14 protein-coding genes are annotated in these 18,207 nt (G+C 41.4%); 9 read left to right on the top strand and 5 right to left on the bottom strand.

The features are described from left to right. The first annotated feature begins 60 nt into the window (after positions 1-60). On the top strand, positions 61-930 hold the full coding sequence (locus ACWATR_RS02245) for a sulfurtransferase (RefSeq protein ID WP_460329083.1): 870 nt from the start codon (positions 61-63) through the stop codon (positions 928-930). 133 nt (positions 931-1,063) lie between these two features. Here ACWATR_RS02245 and ACWATR_RS02240 read toward each other — a convergent pair whose 3' ends face one another. After that, on the bottom strand, positions 1,064-2,134 hold the full coding sequence (locus tag ACWATR_RS02240; RefSeq protein ID WP_460329081.1) for a Photosystem Q(B) protein 1: 1,071 nt from the start codon (positions 2,132-2,134) through the stop codon (positions 1,064-1,066). Positions 2,135-2,526: 392 nt separating this feature from the next. Here ACWATR_RS02240 and ACWATR_RS02235 point away from each other — a divergent pair, with 392 nt between their 5' ends. The 3 genes from ACWATR_RS02235 (at position 2,527) to ACWATR_RS02225 (ending at position 6,147) form a co-directional block, all read left to right on the top strand. Beyond that, complete coding sequence (locus ACWATR_RS02235; RefSeq protein WP_460329079.1) at positions 2,527-2,688, top strand: hypothetical protein; 162 nt, start codon at positions 2,527-2,529, stop codon at positions 2,686-2,688. 169 nt (positions 2,689-2,857) lie between these two features. After that, on the top strand, positions 2,858-3,331 hold the full coding sequence (locus tag ACWATR_RS02230; RefSeq protein WP_460329076.1) for a hydrogenase maturation protease: 474 nt from the start codon (positions 2,858-2,860) through the stop codon (positions 3,329-3,331). A gap of 44 nt (positions 3,332-3,375) precedes the next feature. Then, on the top strand, positions 3,376-6,147 hold the full coding sequence (locus tag ACWATR_RS02225; RefSeq protein WP_460329074.1) for a bifunctional acetate--CoA ligase family protein/GNAT family N-acetyltransferase: 2,772 nt from the start codon (positions 3,376-3,378) through the stop codon (positions 6,145-6,147). A gap of 44 nt (positions 6,148-6,191) precedes the next feature. Here the strand turns inward: ACWATR_RS02225 and ACWATR_RS02220 are convergent, their stop codons facing one another. Continuing rightward, positions 6,192-6,320, bottom strand: a complete 129-nt coding sequence (locus tag ACWATR_RS02220; protein WP_460329071.1) for a hypothetical protein — start codon at positions 6,318-6,320, stop codon at positions 6,192-6,194. A 1,070-nt stretch (positions 6,321-7,390) separates the two neighbouring features. After that, positions 7,391-9,052 (bottom strand): iron uptake porin, encoded by a 1,662-nt coding sequence (locus ACWATR_RS02215; RefSeq protein ID WP_435024750.1) that lies wholly within the window; start codon positions 9,050-9,052, stop codon positions 7,391-7,393. A gap of 304 nt (positions 9,053-9,356) precedes the next feature. Between ACWATR_RS02215 and ACWATR_RS02210 the strand changes: the two genes are divergently transcribed. Then, positions 9,357-11,735, top strand: coding sequence for a hypothetical protein (locus tag ACWATR_RS02210; protein ID WP_460329069.1), 2,379 nt, complete (start codon positions 9,357-9,359; stop codon positions 11,733-11,735). A 101-nt stretch (positions 11,736-11,836) separates the two neighbouring features. On the opposite strand, the gene ACWATR_RS02205 is transcribed toward ACWATR_RS02210, so the two are convergent. Continuing rightward, positions 11,837-12,028 (bottom strand): hypothetical protein, encoded by a 192-nt coding sequence (locus ACWATR_RS02205; RefSeq protein WP_181929754.1) that lies wholly within the window; start codon positions 12,026-12,028, stop codon positions 11,837-11,839. Between the two features lie 735 nt (positions 12,029-12,763). Between ACWATR_RS02205 and thrC the strand changes: the two genes are divergently transcribed. Further along, positions 12,764-13,855: a threonine synthase gene (gene thrC / locus ACWATR_RS02200; protein ID WP_069070234.1), complete on the top strand. Its 1,092-nt coding sequence runs from the start codon at positions 12,764-12,766 to the stop codon at positions 13,853-13,855. Between the two features lie 332 nt (positions 13,856-14,187). Here the strand turns inward: thrC and ACWATR_RS02195 are convergent, their stop codons facing one another. After that, on the bottom strand, positions 14,188-14,664 hold the full coding sequence (locus ACWATR_RS02195; RefSeq protein ID WP_420758589.1) for a hypothetical protein: 477 nt from the start codon (positions 14,662-14,664) through the stop codon (positions 14,188-14,190). Positions 14,665-14,867: 203 nt separating this feature from the next. On the opposite strand from ACWATR_RS02195, the gene ACWATR_RS02190 reads away from it, so the two are divergent. The 3 genes from ACWATR_RS02190 to ACWATR_RS02180 all read left to right on the top strand — a co-directional run bounded on the left by ACWATR_RS02190 (position 14,868) and on the right by ACWATR_RS02180 (position 17,434). Further along, positions 14,868-15,767, top strand: a complete 900-nt coding sequence (locus ACWATR_RS02190; protein ID WP_460329065.1) for a YihY/virulence factor BrkB family protein — start codon at positions 14,868-14,870, stop codon at positions 15,765-15,767. An 87-nt stretch (positions 15,768-15,854) separates the two neighbouring features. Further along, positions 15,855-16,361, top strand: coding sequence for a DUF4112 domain-containing protein (locus ACWATR_RS02185; RefSeq protein ID WP_181929757.1), 507 nt, complete (start codon positions 15,855-15,857; stop codon positions 16,359-16,361). 140 nt (positions 16,362-16,501) lie between these two features. Continuing rightward, positions 16,502-17,434 (top strand): alpha/beta fold hydrolase, encoded by a 933-nt coding sequence (locus tag ACWATR_RS02180; RefSeq protein WP_460329062.1) that lies wholly within the window; start codon positions 16,502-16,504, stop codon positions 17,432-17,434. Positions 17,435-18,207: the final 773 nt, after the last annotated feature.

Below are 18,207 nucleotides of genomic sequence, written 5' to 3'. Positions count from 1 at the left end.
AAAACGCAAATCTACCGGGCGCGATAATGCCTAATGGTAGGATAACAGAAGCATGAAAGCGTGAATACAAAACTCCTCATTTCTCCTCAAGAACTCACGTCGCTGTCAGCAGAAAAGTCGTCACAGGCTGTCATTATCGATACGCGAAGCCCCGAAGATTATGCTATTTCTCATATTCCTCAATCCCTAAATATTAGAGATTTTTTCACCTATCTTTTAGAGAATTCTTCTCCAGCAGGATTAAAGGAATTACAAGAGTATTTTGGAGAAATCATGAGCAAGCTGGGAATATCGGGTGCAGAACGGTTAATTGTGTACGAAGATGCCTTAAATAGAGGTTATGGTCAATCTTGTCGAGCAGCTTTCTTACTGAAGTATTTAGGTTGCACTCAGGTATCTATTTTACACGGAGGATATAGAGCATGGCTGACAGAAGGATTACCTACTACCAATGAAGTACCATTACGTGAAAGCAGCATATTTAGATTGCATCCTAACACTGACATGATGGTGACTACCGCCGAGATGTTGCAAGCAATTGACAATCCAGCAATTATTAAATTAGATGTGCGCGATCGCAACGAATGGCTTGGGTTGAATTCTTCTCCCTACCATCCTGATTTTTGTCCCCGCAAAGGCAGAATCCCTAACGCAGTATGGTTAGAATGGCATCATCTAATGAATTCTGAATCGGAAATCCCCACATTCCGATCGCCAGATGAAATCCGAGAAATTTGTCAGTCAGTAGGTATTACTTCAGAGTCCATTGTGTATATTTACTGCTTTAAGGGTTCAAGGGCTGCGAATACATTAATAGCCCTTGAAGAAGCAGGAATTTCTGCTAGAAATTATTTTGGCTCTTGGAATGAATGGTCACGTGACTTATCATTACCCATTGATAGTAGAGTCATGTCAGCTTCAGATAGTTAGTTAGCGAATGTCCAGCCGGGGTATCGACCACAACAACTATTTCCGGCTCTAAGAAAAACCTGCCTGCAATATTGACTAATACTAGAGTTACAGGCAGGTTTAAAACCACTATAAAAATGGATGGATGCAATCTTTAACTAACTGGAATAGGTTGACCACTAGACAGAACCAAAGGAAAATTATGGACATTAGGAGCGTGCATTGCATTTATACCAAGATTGGCACGGTTCAGCATATCAGCGTTGGTTCTAATTACTTCACCCCGACTATCTAAAATGGAATGATTAAAGTTTAACCCATTGATATTAAATGCCATCGAACATACACCCATCGCTGCGAACCAAATACCTATCGTTGGGAATGCTGCTAATAATAAATGGAAAGCACGATGATTTTTACTAGCAAAGATAGGAATCAACAACCGTCCCAAAAAGCTAGAGTGTCCTGCTAGGTACTTGTAAGTAAATTGCTTCTGACCCAACTTATATCCGGCATTAATTGATTCATTTTCATCGGTCTTCCGAATGAGTGTTGAAGTCACCAAAGAACCATGTAAAGAACTAAATAGTGCACCACTGAATATACCTGCTACACCCAACATGTGAAACGGATGCATAAGGATATTGTGATCACCTTGGAAAGCCAACATAAAGTGGAAAGTTCCAGTTATTCCCAAAGGTAAACCATCAGAAAAACTACCTTGACCAATGGGATAAACTAGCAAAACGGAAGTAGCGGCAATAACGGGTGCAGAATAGGCAATTGCTATCCAGGGGCGCATTCCCAAACGATAGCTTAGTTCCCAAAATCGCCCTAGATAGCACCAAATACCAATGAGAAAATGCAGCACAATCAATTGATATGGGCCACCATTGTAGAGCCATTCATCCATTGATGCCGCGTCCCAGATAGGATAAAAGTGCAAACCAATAGCAGCAGAGGTCGGTACAACTGCGGCTGTAATTAAGTTATTACCATCCATCAATGACCCCATGATTGGCTCACGGATGCCATCCATATCTACGCTGGGAGCGGCAATAAAAGCCAAAATAAAACAGATGGTAGCAGCTAACAAGGTGGGAATCGCCAACACACCAAACCAGCCGATGTAAATCCGATTTTCTGTACTAGTAATCCAGCGACAAAAACTATCCCAGAAATCAAAAAAATTAAATTCTCTTTGAGGTTGAACAATGGTACTCATGGTGTGTATCTCCTAAGTAACTCCAAGTTCAAAAAATTTTCACCACTTTTGGTAGATGCCTATTTATAAGAAGGGGAAGGGGGAAGGGGGAAAGGTAAAAACCTCGCCCGCAAGTGGCGCGACCTGTTCATCCCTTTAACCTTTTCCCTTTTCCCTTTTATTCTGCTTGACCTATCTTTTTTGGCTCACAAATTTTCAAGCTAATGAATGCAATAGTTGGGCATCTTTATCTTGAAGGTAGAAAAAGAATTTGAGGAACTTGTGAGGAAATACAGTGCTTATTACAACTTAAATTTTGTCAGGACTCAGATTCACATACCCGCAAAAAAGCAGGAATTATCATGGAACTGGGGGATGTTGCGTCAAAAATCTCAGGCTAACGTGAGCTTCCAATGAACCTCTCCAGGGGATTTTATGAGTTCTTTCCATCACTTCTGCTCATCATCATCCTCCAAACAAAAGATTTACCAGACTATAGAGGTGCTTGGTTGTTGATAAAAATCACAATTCTTGTCTTGACTGGAGAGAATTTGACTATGTGCGATCGCCTGTAGTCATAATTTCTGCTACAGAATACTGATTAGTTTTAATGTTGACTCACAGGTTTATTTATATGTCAACAATCTGAGCAAATTGTGAGCATTTCTTCCAAGCTTCTCTATATCCTCACAAGTTCCTCAAGTTTTGTCTCTAATTTCAGAATAGTGTTGGACAGCAAAAAGTATGAATTTTAATGCGATGGGCTACGCCCCGCCAGAGGCGATCGCAATTGGTTATGGTAATGAGTTGCGTAGTGATGATGGCATTGGGCAACGAGTAGCTAAGGCGTTGCATCTATCAAACGTGAAATCTCTGGCTGTCCACCAACTCACACCCGAATTGGCTGAAGCTTTAGCCCATGCTAATTTGGCAATCTTTATCGATGCTTGTTTCACCTCTGAAAGTTCTCAGGTGCAGGTACAATTGCTCTCACTTGAATCTTTCAACATGATTGCCGGACATACAACCGATCCGCGATCGCTCTTAGCTCTCACTCAAGCTATATACGGTCGTTGTCCACCAGCTTGGTGGATCAAAGTACCAGGCGTAAACTTTGAATTAGGTTGCTATTTATCACCATTTGCTGAAATTGGAGTGGCGATCGCTTTACAAAAAATTACTCAAATTATAGACGAAAATTTCAGCTTACTTATTTAAAATTTTCCTCAAAGGTTACTTTCCACCGCAGGTAACAGCGAATTATGCAAAAGCCTATCCAGTCATCCGTTGATAGCTACGCTCGCCAAAGGCAACGCGTCTATGATATTTTGCAAACTGAGAAAGCGAATCCCCTTGATGCGATCTTTGCACCAAAAAGTGTGGCTGTAATTGGTGCTAGCGAAAAAGCTGGTAGTGTTGGACGCACTCTACTATGGAACTTGATTAGCAATCCTTTTGGTGGAACTGTTTTCCCTGTCAATCCCAAACGGCACAGCATATTGGGAATCAAAGCATACCCGACTATTTCTGATGTACCAGAACTAGTGGATTTAGCAGTGATTGCCACCCCAGCACCAACAGTCCCAGGTATTATTGCTGAGTGTGTAGATGCAGGTGTCAAAGGTGCAATTATTCTTAGTGCTGGTTTTAAAGAAGCTGGTGCAGAGGGTATCGCTTTAGAACAACAAATACTTCAGCAAGCACATCGTGGCAAAATGCGGATTATTGGCCCTAATTGCTTGGGTGTAATGAGTCCACGCACAGGTTTAAATGCAACTTTTGCCAGTGCAATGGCCCGTCCTGGGAATGTGGGCTTTATTAGTCAAAGTGGAGCACTTTGCACTGCTATCCTGGATTGGAGTTTTCGGGAAAACGTTGGTTTTAGCGCCTTTATTTCCCTTGGCTCAATGCTGGATGTGGGTTGGGGAGATTTGATTTACTATTTGAGTGATGACCTGCATACCAAAAGTATTGTAATTTACATGGAATCAATTGGGAATGCGCGATCGTTTTTGTCAGCAGCGCGGGAAGTTGCTCTAACTAAACCGATTATTGTCATAAAAGCAGGTCGGACTGAAGCCGCAGCTAAAGCAGCAGCTTCCCATACTGGCGCACTGACAGGAATTGATGAGGTTCTTGATGCAGCTTTCCGACGTTGTGGAGTGTTGCGCGTCAACAGTATCTCTGATTTGTTCGATATGGCAGAGGTGCTGGCAAAACAACCCCGTCCAAAAGGGCCACGGCTGACAATTTTAACTAACGCAGGTGGGCCTGGAGTACTTGCCACTGATGCTTTGATTGCTGCTGGTGGAGAAGTTGCACCAATTTCTGAAGAAACTAGCGCATCCCTGAATCAACTATTACCAGCACATTGGAGTCACGGCAACCCGATTGATATTCTAGGAGATGCTGACCCACAGAGATATACCAAAGCGTTGGAAATTGCTGCGAAAGATCCCAATAGTGATGGTTTATTGGTGATTCTCACTCCTCAAGCAATGACAGATCCCACCCAAACAGCCGAGCAATTGAAACCCTACGCACAGATAGCTGGTAAACCTATCCTTGCTAGTTGGATGGGAGGAGCAGATATTGCAGCAGGTGAGATGATTCTCAATCGTAACCATATCCCCACATATCCTTACCCTGATACTGCTGCTCGGATATTTAGTTATATGTGGCAGTCTAGTTATAATCTGCGCGGTATCTACGAAACTCCTGTAATGCCTGTATTTGATTCCGCTTCAGGGATACCAGACCGTAACTGTGTGGAAAAAATTATCCAAACAGCCCGTCAGGCTGGGCGAACTATTCTCACAGAGTTTGAATCGAAGCAGATTTTAGCTGCTTATGGTATTCCGGTGGTTGCAACTTGCGTTTCAAAAAGCGAGGATGAAGCAGTTCAATGTGCTGAAACAATTGGCTATCCAGTTGTTTTAAAGCTCTTTTCCCACACAATTACTCATAAAACAGATGTTGGCGGTGTGCAATTAAATCTGAGAAATGCTGAAGCTGTACGACATGCTTACAACGCTATTGCCGAATCTGTGAGTGAGAAAGTAGGTGTTGAGCATTTTTTAGGTGTAACCGTGCAGCCTATGGTAAAAATGGCTGGTTATGAACTAATTATCGGTAGTAGTCTCGATCCACAGTTTGGCCCGGTGTTGCTGTTTGGTACAGGGGGACAACTAGTCGAAGTTTTTCACGATCGCGCGATCGCACTTCCACCCCTCAATACCACTTTAGCGCGGCGCATGATGGAGCAAACGCAGATTTATAAAGCGCTTAAAGGAGTTCGGGAACGCAAAAGTGTTGATATTGCTGCCCTTGAACAATTAATGGTAGTATTTAGTCAATTAGTTGTGGAACAGCCTTGGATTAAGGAAATCGATATTAACCCGTTGCTAGCTTCATCTGAGCAATTAATTGCCCTCGATGCGCGGATTATCCTCCACGAAACAAATGTTGAAGAAGACCAACTACCAAAGTTAGCAATTCGACCTTATCCTACAAAATATGTTAGCAAGTGGACGATGAGAGATGGCACTCCAGTTACCATTCGTCCCATCCGTCCAGAAGATGAGCCGTTGATGGTGCAATTTCACAAGACACTCTCAGAGCAAAGTGTTTATTTTCGTTATTTTCACTTAATTAAGCTCCAGTCGAGAGTAGCCCATGAACGGCTAACACGTATATGCTTTATTGATTACGATCGCGAAATAGCCCTAGTTGTCGAATATCAAAATCCCGAAACGCAGACACGGGAAATATTGGCAGTTGGTCGATTAAGTAAAATACATGGTACGAATGAAGCAGAATTTGCTATTGTGGTGAGCGATCGCTGTCAATGCCAAGGTATAGGAACCGAGTTACTACAAAGGTTACTGCAAGTTAGTCGAGATGAGCAACTCAGCACTATTACTGCTGATATTTTGATTGATAATTATGGTATGCAAAAAGTTTGTGAAAAACTTGGTTTTCATATCGAACGCACAGAAGATCCTACTGTAGTCAAAGCCCAAATCTATACTTAGAAAATTAGTGTAAATTATATTACGGACGTTCATGGCGTTCTTGTTCAGATCGTATTCTTGTTCTGCGTTGCTAGTAATTCTCCGTCTAAAGTCTCCCAACGTAACCAAGTTGCATCAATTCCTTTGTAATTTTCCTGCCAGCGCTGTAATGCCAACTTTAAGGATTCGCTCACCAATTGATGGCGATCGGTAAAGGTTTTGTATTTAACCCTTCCCCTTTAACCTTTTCCCATAAGAGTGCAAAAAGCACTTTTGCAAGAGATTTACTTACCTTACTGTGATGGTTTACACCGAATATGAGGTAATCTAGGTAACTATTCATTTGTGTTGATAGTAAAATTTATAGCTGATAAAAATATCCAATTACAGATAAATTAATATTCATCTTCTATTGGTAAGTATTTGGCAATTTGGCACATTGTAATTAGAGTATTTTGATATATTGCAGAAATTACCAAGATGTTTTTACTTATTATACATAAGACGGGCTAAAGCCCGTCTTTTTTATTGCTGATTATTTGGCATTTTGGCATTACATTCAAATAAAAATATGATATTTTTGCTAAAATGCAAATAATTAAAATATTAAAAGTAAGCTCAACTATTTTTTTTGTTAAGATTATTTGCTAGCCTTACAATCTATTGAGTTTTATTTGTGCTATTTTTCCACAGTTCAAGGTGTATTTCCACTTTCAAGCTATTTAGACGGGATGGTTTATCCCGTCTTTTATTTTGCTTGCTAGTTGGAAAAATCGCTTGAATGTAAGTTCTGGATATAAAAATACTTCTAGTTTTTTTGCTAACTTTAACATCTAAATTAATCTGCCATAGCCTCTAACCTATGGCAGATTAATTTTATATTTTAGGTATTCAATAATACTGGAGTAATGTCTTATCAGGTTTCAGGATATTTGCACACATCCTATAGGAAGATGCCCTATGAATAGAATAATGAGTAAATTAATTCGGGATGTTGTTATGCACTGGATTTATATATAGGTTTGGCTCACCGCCAAACCTTTTTTATATCTATTGAAAATTAGCTATGAGTCATAGAGAATTGAATATGGGGTATTTAAAAATAAATTGGGTATAAGCATTTGTCAATACTTACAGCAAATTTTAAGTTTTTGAAGTACACAATCTAAGTCTCAAACCCTGGCATCAAGACTGTTTTACTCCTGTTAGCCCATTCTGAGTCCTGAATTCTGCTTTCAGTTCTATAATATTTATCTACGAAAAATTAAAAACTAAAAGTACTTCGCAGAATACCAATGGTAACTGAGTCACTATCTGGTGTGTGGCCAGGTTCTAAGATATGAATTATTCCTGGTGTAATACTGATATTATTTGTTAGCTGAAAACGATAAAATGCCTCGATTTGAGTGGTCGTTCCTGGTTGTCCACCTGCACGTCCTAAACCAGTATTTACAAAATCAGGGACATTATTCCCTACAGGTAAGTTGCTACTGGTAATTTTAGGAGGTTGACCAACATAAATCCCCCCCAAATTCCCTTTAGCAAATAAATCAGGGAAATTCATAAACACCATATAATTCGTAGTTTCTACATTTCCTGATTGCCCAGGAATATAAGATTTAGTATAACCACCCCACGCACCTGCACTAATGCGGGGAGAAATTTGCCAAGTTACAGTCGCACCCACGGCGTTAGTTTGCAGCGGTGCTGATTTTCCGGTAGTGGTATTAACTGTAGTTAAGCATTCATCGCCAACAAAGGTTAGTAAACAACCATCAGAAGAGTAATTGTTAACGTAATACAAACTTAAATCGAGAGTATCAGTTGGTGTCAGCAGTAATTGCACACCTGTAGTGGTGGTTCCATCAAATAAACCACTAGCTGTCCCAGAATTTCCTGGTTGATAACTAGTATAAATTGCCTGCAAACTAGCGCGTTTAGTAAATTGCCAATCAATAGCTATACCGCCGTGACCGTATCCCATATTTAAAATTGGGTTTCTTTGGGCAAAATAAGACAGCGGCCCTGTTGCAGCACTTTCTACCCGATTGGGGCCTCGGAAAGCAGCTGGCATACTTACGCCTTCTGTTCCTACCATTACTGCTAATTTATTTGTCACCAGCCAATGCAAATTTAGGTCACTTACAATCAAGCTATCTGTAGGAAATTCGTAGCCAAGTAAAACGTCATTTCGGGAAACACTATTGGTAAATCTAGGCGTAGTTCTTCCTTCACCATCTATAAGACCTGTAAACAAGTAACTGCTGGGAGTGATTTGGCTAGTTAAATATAGTTGCGCGAGGGAGATAACATTAGTGTTTGTCCCCGCATCATCTGTATCTTTTTGTCCATCTCTAGGATTTACATCACCACGATTGCTAGTCCGTCCTTGAATGCCAACTATTAGTAGTCCGTTGAGTTTGGTTGTTGCTGAGAATTGGTTGGCTTTGATTTCGGCTGTTCTGGCTTCTAAACTATCGACACGACCCCGCAAAGTTGCTAATTCAGGGGAAAATTCTGACTGCAATTTTTGTAATATTGCTAAATCTTCGCGAGTCACTAAATCGCTGGTGGCTGTAGTGATTAATTCGTTGACTCTATCTAAACAAGCATTCACACCAGCGGCAAATTCATACCTAGTTAAGGCGCGATTACCGCGATAGCTACTATCTGGATAGCCGGCTATACAACCATAGCGTTCTACTAAAGACTGTAATGCTTGGAATGCCCAATCGTTTGGTTGTACATCCTTGAGTTGAGAAACCGATGTAACTTGCGCCATCGGTTCTTCTGGGGAGGGAGATGAGGGAATAATATTATCGCTCTTAACTCCTGACTCCTGAGTAGTTATTGTATCTATGTACTCTTGTGCTAGTGCTTTTTGTGCAACTCCATTTACTCCCGCAATTAGTAACCATGCGAGCATCCAGGTTTTGCGATGACTGCGGCTAATAAGTCTACCTTTCAATTTTTTACACTCTGCTCACATACTTAAGTGAAGAGTGTATTCGCGATCATCTAGGGTTCACATGGGGACATTTACGGATTTTGTCCCAAATTAGACTTAATGCTTCTGGGCAACTTCTGAAAGGACGAGTATAACAGGGTATTGGGGACTGGGGACTAGGTACTGGGGATTGGGGACTGGGGACTAGGAAAGAGTTTTCTCAATCCCTAATCCCTAATTCCCAATCCCTAATTCCCTATCCCTAATCCCTAGTCCCTAATCTATGGCAAATCGTTCACGAAAGCTGACACCAAAAGCCTCTAAACAAAATAAACCTCATGCAGGTGCAATGAAACGCGTTGTTAAAAAACCCCAGAAAAAACTAAAACGGGGAAGTTGGTTGCCGTCAACGCTAGCGATACCTACGGTGGCAAGCTACGCAATTCTGTTCAGTAGTGCTAGTCTAATTATGGCTTTTGCCTGGATTAGCGTTCTCTTCATTTTCAATCCAGACCAGGTAAGCTGGCTAAATAAAATTTTACCTGCATGGGCACAAATCCCCCTTGGTAATCACGAACGCCCCCAAACTCTCGAACAAATTAAACTCGATTTGAGTAAAAAAAACCAAATATTGGGGGAAACTCTGCCTTTACATCAAGATGTGAAAAAATCATTTTTACTGCCAGTTTTTCAGCAGCGTGCTAATTGTCAATCTGATTGTGAAGAACTGGTGGAACTCAGGGTTTATGAGCGCTCAGAAGAGTTAGAGTTTAAATCTCAGTCAGAAAATTATTACTATCTAGCAACTCAATTACCTATAACTGGCCCAGATGAATCCTTTGTGATTTCTCCCTTACTTGATGGAACATTAGAACCCCAAGATATTAATATTCCCCTACCTTTAAATAAGGTACAACGTTTTGAAGGTGGGACACCATCACCTGGGGTTTGGTTTGATTTGCAGGGTCAACGCCAACAAGGAACTGGTGCGATCGCATACGGTCAGGTTGTATACTACAATCCAGAACGCACGAATTTACTACAAATGTTGTCTTGGACTAGTCCTAATGGACAATTGCCCAAATGGCAGCAGGTAACTGGTGATGGTACAAAAGAGTTAGTGGTTGATCAAACTATAGGTTTAGAACCGCACTTACAGGTTTATCAAGTCAAGCCTCTGAAGTTATTCCTCAAACCGATTCAATTGGAGGAAATTACCCTCAAATCACCAGCTTTCAAGGATTCTGCATACCAAAATGCCCTGTCAATTGCCCGTAGTGGACTGTGGACACCAGCCTTTGAATGGTTGAAGTCAATCAAAAAACAGCGCAAGGGAGTTTTACCAGAGGCGGCGCAAGCGCAAATGGATTTGATTCGTTTGCATTCCCAACTTACCAAAACTCAAGCCCAAAAAAATTGGGCAAGTCCTAGTCAAGAAGCACTAGCAGATTTGATTGATGGTCGCTGGGAGAAGGCTTTACAGGTGTTTGAAGCGTCGCCACATAATGCCCAAGAAATTGCCACCCTACTCAAAGCTGATGAAAAACGGTTGTGGAATCGCACAGCGGCGGCGTTGCGGGTGAACCCAAATAGACGAGAGGTGCAAGCTTGGTTCGCTTTGATTTTAGCGGTTCAGCGGGGAGAAGGACATGCTAATTCTTGGTTAAAGGCGCAACCAAAAATTACAAAAGATAATCTTGCTTATATTCAAGGTCTGTTAGCAAGACTCAATGGTGAGGGTACAAAATCGCAAATATCCTCTACTCACCCTAGTCAGATTGTTGGTACAGTCCAACCAATCACTCAAGTTACTAACACCGACTGGCTGCAAACAAATTCCTCAGCAGATTTGAAACTCACAGATAACCAAGTTTGGTATCAGGTGGAGGTGAGTGCATTTAATGACGGAAAACGCTGGCTAAATTTCCCTTTTGAGAATTTCAACCCACCCAAAACTGACGCCGCTAAATTTTTGGGGAAAACTTTGGGAATCACTTCTGACCCTGAAATCCAGATTGTGGTCTGGTTACCAAATGGAGAACAACAAATTACTATAGCCGCTATCAAAGCGGTGCAACTACGGGGTAAAGTTTTGCGCCTATTAGCCGCTGGTCCAAAAATTCCAGATAATCAAAACGATGTTCTTCAACCAAAACCTTTAGCCCTGACCAATGCAGCACTAGAATGGGTGCAACCATCTCCCATTACTCTACGGGAACTGTATCAACAAAATCCCCAAGGGTTGAAGGTAATGCTATCGAGTTTGTGGCAATCTTTACAGCAATCTGGTGAAGTTCCGGCTGGTGCTATTCCTAGCTTTGAACAGATGCAGGAAAAATTGGGTGACTGGCCTGTTCAAGTGATTGATTTAACAAATAATGCTCAACCAGAAATAATACTGACTATCTCAGCAGAAGCAATAACATCCTTAAATCAGTCTACACCTGGAATTCAGGGGGAGAACACAGAGCAACGCCGTGACCGGACTATAATTTTGTCTGATGGGAATAAAGTCATTTACACTGATTTTACAGGAAATTACTTACAAAGACTCTCTGCGATCGCCAAGCTTTCAGGGGTGCAATCCTTAGCTTTGTTGGTAGAAAATGCTCATAACTACAGTTTGAAGCGCTGGTCAGAGAAAAATCAGCGCTTTGAATAACGCACCCCTGATTCAAATTTCCCCTTTACTCAAATTTAAATTAAAGAGGGGAAAAGCGTGGGCGTAGCCCGTCGTAGACATCGCTATCTATGAAGTCTAACTTATTCTTTTTGGTTAGTTTCGGCTAGACGTTGGTGTTTTAGGTTTTCCAACTGCTGCAACAGAGAGTCTACCTCTGCCTGTAAATGCATCAATTTAGCTTGCTGATCGTCTTGATAGTAAGACTTGGTTAACTTACTGACCCAGTTAGCCTGGGACTCGCGATCGGAAACATTAGATAAACAAGTAGGCATCGCTAATTAAATCCACAACTTAACTCACACCATTAGAAATAATATAATAATGCTCTTTTAAGCTTTATTACATTATTGTATATTTTCAATCAATTACTCTAATGGATTTTAGGTTCAATCATAAGAGACGGTGATCATAATGGCTGTGTTCCAAATAAAACATCGCCCCAACTGTGTAAAGCTTCCATCCAGTGAGATGGTACTTAACAGTACTTAATTGATAGCCTGTCAATTATGGTTGTACGAATTATTATCGCTCTTTTTAGTGAATTTACGCAAGAAATTATATGTAGACTCTATCAAGAATTACGCCAAATTATGAAAAACTCCATCGGTGGAGTTTTTGGGCATGGGGAATGGGAGAAGAGTTTTCCCCTCAGCAAGAGCAGCCCCTCGCTCTTTTAAGTTTCCGTAGGTTAAAAATAAGAGTTTTATAGAGTTATTACGTAACTCCCAGATATTTACCGATCATTTTTCATCCCGTGAACATCCTCAAGCTAATTTGTTGAACCTAATGTCACCGTGGCGGTTATGATAAACTGACGTTCTAAATAAAATAAAAAATAGCAAGTGAAACGCCTGCACCACAAAAAATAATATTCTTAATGGAATTAAGGGACTCTTAACTGGGAACTAGCAAAGAAAAATTCACTTTCTTCCTCTTCCCTATTTTGCACTTCCTTATCCCACCCTCTCTAAAATATCCAATCCTTACATTAAGAAATTTTAAATCCCGTGACTTTGAGCCTGTCTGTTGCTACATCTTATCGCCAACCCTGGCCCGGACTGATAGAAGCCTATCGCGAATATTTGCCTGTCAGCGAAAAAACACCGGTTGTCACTCTATTAGAGGGAAATACACCGCTAATACCAGTGCCAGCGATCGCAGAACGTATTGGCAGACAAGTTCGGGTTTTTGTAAAATACGACGGTCTGAATCCTACCGGCAGCTTCAAAGACCGGGGGATGACTATGGCAATTTCCAAGGCCAAGGAAGCAGGGGCAAAAGCGGTAATTTGTGCCAGCACAGGCAACACCTCAGCCGCCGCCGCCGCTTATGCGAGGCGTGGGGGCATGAATGCCTTTGTACTGATTCCCGACGGCTATGTGGCACTGGGCAAATTAGCTCAAGCGTTGCTGTACGGGGCAGAAGTATTGGCAATTAAAGGTAATTTTGACCAAGCGCTAGAAATTGTCCGCGAGATGGCTGAAACCTATCCAATCACTTTGGTGAATTCGGTCAATCCCTACCGCCTAGAAGGGCAGAAAACAGCAGCCTTTGAAATCGTCGATGCGCTGGGTGATGCCCCAGATTGGCTGTGTATACCTGTGGGCAATGCCGGGAATATAACAGCATATTGGATGGGATTTTGTCAATATCATCAAGCCAAAAAGTGCGATCGCTTACCCCGAATGATGGGATTCCAAGCCGCAGGTGCAGCCCCCTTGGTACATGGACAGCCAGTGGCGCATCCCGAAACCCTAGCGACAGCAATTCGCATTGGCAACCCCGCTAGTTGGGATTTAGCGATCGCAGCCCAAACCGCAAGCCAGGGAAATTTCCATGCCGTCACCGATGCAGAAATTCTCGACGCTTATCGACTTTTGGCAGCGTCAGAAGGCATCTTCTGCGAACCCGCTAGCGCCGCTTCTGTAGCCGGTTTATTGCAGGTGAAAGACCAAATTCCCACAGGGGCGACAGTGGTTTGTGTCCTCACAGGCAATGGTCTTAAAGACCCAGATACAGCCATTAAACACAATCACAGTCAATTTAAACAGGGTATTGCAGCAGAATTGGGCGCAGTTGCTGAGGCAATGGGATTTTAAGATTAACGTGAAGCGTTAGTGTTAGGTAACTCCAATACTTTTCGGTTAAGGGGGAAAGGGCAAAGGGAAAGGGTTTAAATTTACCATTATTGCTTGCAATTGGACAAATTTATCCACCATTTGTAAATATCATTTATCGATTGATTGGTATAGACAAAGTGAATTCAAAGCAGAGAGAAAATTTGGATATTGGAATAAATCGGGGTTATGCAGAAATACCTAGGAAATAGAAGGTTTTCTATTTTTTGTAGTACAAAGGGTTAAAACCGATAAGCAAATATACTTGGCGATTAGAAATCGCGGCTACACAAACTAAGTCCGCCTGCGCGGACTTAAGAAATTGGTGTTTCTTTGTCTCCGACTCCTAGCGATCGCTCACGTGTCAAGCTATCAATAGCATCGCCCAAGGCAGTAGTAAGGCTATTGCGGGTTTGGGCGTGGTTATCTTGCTCGGTTTTCAAAGCTTGGAAAAAGCGATCGCGTTCTTTGATTACGGCGATGAGTTTAGCTTGCAAGTCCTCCACAGATTTTAGCTGCTCTATTTCTTCTTGGATCGCTGTAACTGATGTCCCAGCAGCCAGTGTCTCTGCTTCAATACCCTTAAGTTTATGCAAATCTGCCTTGAGGGATGCGATCGCCTGTTGGGATAATTGGGCATCTGTGCGGCGTTGTTCTGCTTCTGTGTTATAAAGCTGACGCCATTTTTGGGCACTTTCCCAAGCTGCATCGCGCTCGTGTTGCAACTCTGCCATCTGCTCTTTAATTGTCTGGATTTCTGTCAACCACTGTTGTGTTAAATCTTGATTCATAAATAAATAGTCAATAGTCATTAGTCAATGGTCATTAGTCAATGGTCATTAGTCAAGAGAGACGCGATTAATCGCGTCTGTACAAGAGTTAGGAACTCTCTCCCATCCCCCACTCGGTATTATTGCGGTAAAAAGATAGATGCGATCGCTACGCAAAATTTGGCAAAGTAGTTAATAAACCTCATCAGTTTTAACTCTAAATCATGCCAAAGCTTCGTTTTTTCCGCTTTTTTCGCCATCTTAATTGGCGCACGCTCAAAAAAACTTTTTCCCGGACAATGGAAAGACGACTTTTGGGACTCGCCTCGGAAATCGCCTTCAATGCCATGCTATCGCTGTTTCCAGCAATTCTTGCGATCATCACAGCTATTGGCTTATTGGCAGAATCTTTACAAAACACCTTTAAACAACTGGCAATTCTACTAAGTCAAGTCCTACCTGAAGAAGCCCTGGTTCTGATTCGTGATTTTGCGACTACAGAAATTACCAATTCTAGAAATAGCGGTTTGTTTTCTCTGAGCTTTATATTAGCAATTTGGACTGCTTCTGGAGCGGTGAGTACTGCAATGACAGCCCTCGACCAAATCCATCAAATTCCTCCAGAAAAGATCCGCCCCTTTTGGAAAGCCAAGCTAGTCTCTTTGGGATTAACAATCGGTACTATGTTGCTTTTAGTATTGGCTTCTTTGTCAGTGTTTACCAGCGATTGGTTGTTGGGAATGGTAGTAAGCGGAAATAGTTCTTTGATGTTTTTGTTGCATCTTTGGCAACTGTTACGCTGGCCCTTAGCTTTAAGTATTGTTGCTGTTGCCTTTGGCTTTGTCTATCGCTATGGCCCAAGTCAGTGGAACCCAGGTACGCCAATGATGCCTGGAGCAATTTTAGCAGCTGTTTTTTGGGCGATGTTGTCTGCCATATTTCGGCTATATGTAGCGAATTTTGGCAATTATAATAAAGTATATGGTGCTGTAGGGGCTGTGATAGTTTTAATGCTCTGGCTGTCGATGAGCGCTGCTGTTATGCTAATCGGCGATCAGTTGAATGTGACTGTGGGCGATGATATCCGCTTAAAAGCGCAGTCGCAATCTCACGAAAAATATTAATTAGTAAATCCTTGAGAAAATTTTTGCAAAAGCTCATTAGGGGAGTAAAATGTCTAACGATTCAATACAAAGTTAGCGATCGCCTTCATGCCTGATTCTCCTCCTCGATTTTCGATGATTGAACCTGATGCCAAAGCACCCACCTTAAAGCGCCTGCGTCAGCTAAGTCGTTTGCTGGATAATGTTATTACTATTCCTGGCACAAAGATTGGTTTTGGTCTAGATCCAATTTTAGGACTCATACCGATTGGTGGTGATTTTTTGGGAGTGATGTTTTCTTGCTACATCATCCTAGAAGCAGCGCGACTAGGTGTATCTAGAGCCACTTTAGGTAAGATGGTTGTGAACGTTATCATTGATGGCTTGGTAGGTACTGTCCCAGTTTTGGGAGACTTTTTTGATTTTGCTTGGAGAGCTAACACTAATAATATCAAGCTATTAGAAGAGTACTTAAAGTTTCCCAGCGAGCAAAAGAGTGCAGACAAGTGGTTTATCCTTGCCGTTTTGGCTGGGTTGTTGCTAATCTCTATTGTTTTAGTCGCGTTGCCCGTGATACTAATTAGAATCCTGTGGAATGCCTTAACAGGCGGTTAGAATAATTCGTAATTCGTAATGACGCTCCTGCGTCGCTAACGCTGCGCTAACGTAATTCGTAATTAGCGTTCGCCGAACGTCTTGTTAGTTGCTATGCAACTTAAAACCCATAATTGCTTAAATCATTTATTGATAACGGAATGAAAGATTGGTGGCAAGCTACTTTTCCGAAAGGTCGGCAAAGTCTAATTATTACTGATGCTAAAGGGTATCCTGTACAAATTGCTTATGGCGAAAAAGGTAAAGGGAAACCGCTAATTTTATTACATGGCATGGGTAGTTGGAGCTATAATTGGCGCCACAGCATAGCACCATTATCTAAACATTATCGGGTAATTTGTTTTGATGCCAAAGGTTTTGGTTTTTCGGAAAAACCATCATTTCGTAGAGAAGATAATGGTCATCAAGTTATTGAGTTTCAAAGAATTATTCAGGCATTATGTGATGAACCAGCGGTAATTGTGGCTGAATCTCTGGGGGGATTAGTTGCCCTTGCCCTTGCTCAAGAAAACCCGGAGTTAATCGGGCGGCTTGTAGTAGTAAATGTACCTGTTTTTACAGAAAAACTACCCCATTGGGCTATGTGGTTACTTGCCCAAACGCCCTTGGAAGTAATGCAAACAGTTGACTCTTTACGTCTGGCATATTTGTTTGCACCTCTATTTAGAGAAATTATGGCAATAGAAAGACGTGGAGTACTATTTGATCCCTCAATCTTGACAAAGGAAGATGTCTATTGGATAACTTACCCGTTTATTGAATTACCTGGTGCGATCGCAAAAGTTGCCGAAGAGTTACAAATAGCAGCGCTAGAAATTGAGAATTGGCAAGCAAATAAGCCAAATATGCTCACCAAAATTCAAAATAAACTGAGTGCAATTGAGTGTCCTACACTAGTTTTATGGGGTGAACAAGATAGTTGGTTTCCTGCTAGTCATGGTGAAAAATTGCATCGGCATATCCCCAATTCAAAATTGCAGATTTTGTCTAACTGCTGTCATGATGCGTCAACTGGTGCTTTTGAAGTACTAAATGCAGCGATTATTAAGTTTTTACGAGAAACTAACTTCTAAAGGAAAATTCAGAATTCAGAATTCAGAATTCTGACTCCTGACTCCTGACTCTTGAATTCTGTTCCGATAAAAAGAGAGTGAGAGGAAGCATATCCGTTAGCTTCAAACTCCCACTCTGCCATTTGCTGCTGAAGTGAACAGGAATGTATATAGACGTTGCCCGTTATTTGGGGGCTAATGCGTATTTCAACAACAACGCCCATACGCATTTAATATTCCTGTCGCAGCAAATGCCAAACTTGATTATTGATATTTATTTACTGAGAAAAATACTCTGTAAATAATTGGTAGGGATAGTTTTTTATTTTTGTAAATCACTTAGTAAATAGTGTTTTACAAAAGGAATTTGCTTACGTGGTAGTCCCTGACAACAAAACCCTTGAAGTCGTTTATCTTCATACAATTTAACTTGGTTAGTCAAAAGCTGGTTGCCATTTTGGCATGTTTTTAAATTTCCTAATTGCTCATATCTAACTTTTTAAAAGCAGTTAATCAGCTATGTGGCGTTTAGGAGGATTTTCGGCGAACGCCCTCCTATCTTCTCTTATCAATCATTCATATAAGTAGGTAGGCGGGAATAAACTAAACTATATTACTAAAAGTAAATATGCCTAAAATATTTACCAATGATGAATGACAAAGGACAATCCTCGCCAGTTAACTTTATTTACGCCCACCTACTTATAACAAGATTCCCAACTTCTTAGAGAAGTCGGGAATCTGAGCCAAGCTAATTGGCGAAAAGTGTTAATTTAACCGGGTTTTACTTTACG

Source organism: Nostoc sp. UIC 10890, assembly GCF_054786515.1.
The sequence above is the reverse complement of the archived record's forward strand: the minus strand, read 5'-3'. Positions and strand labels throughout refer to the sequence as shown.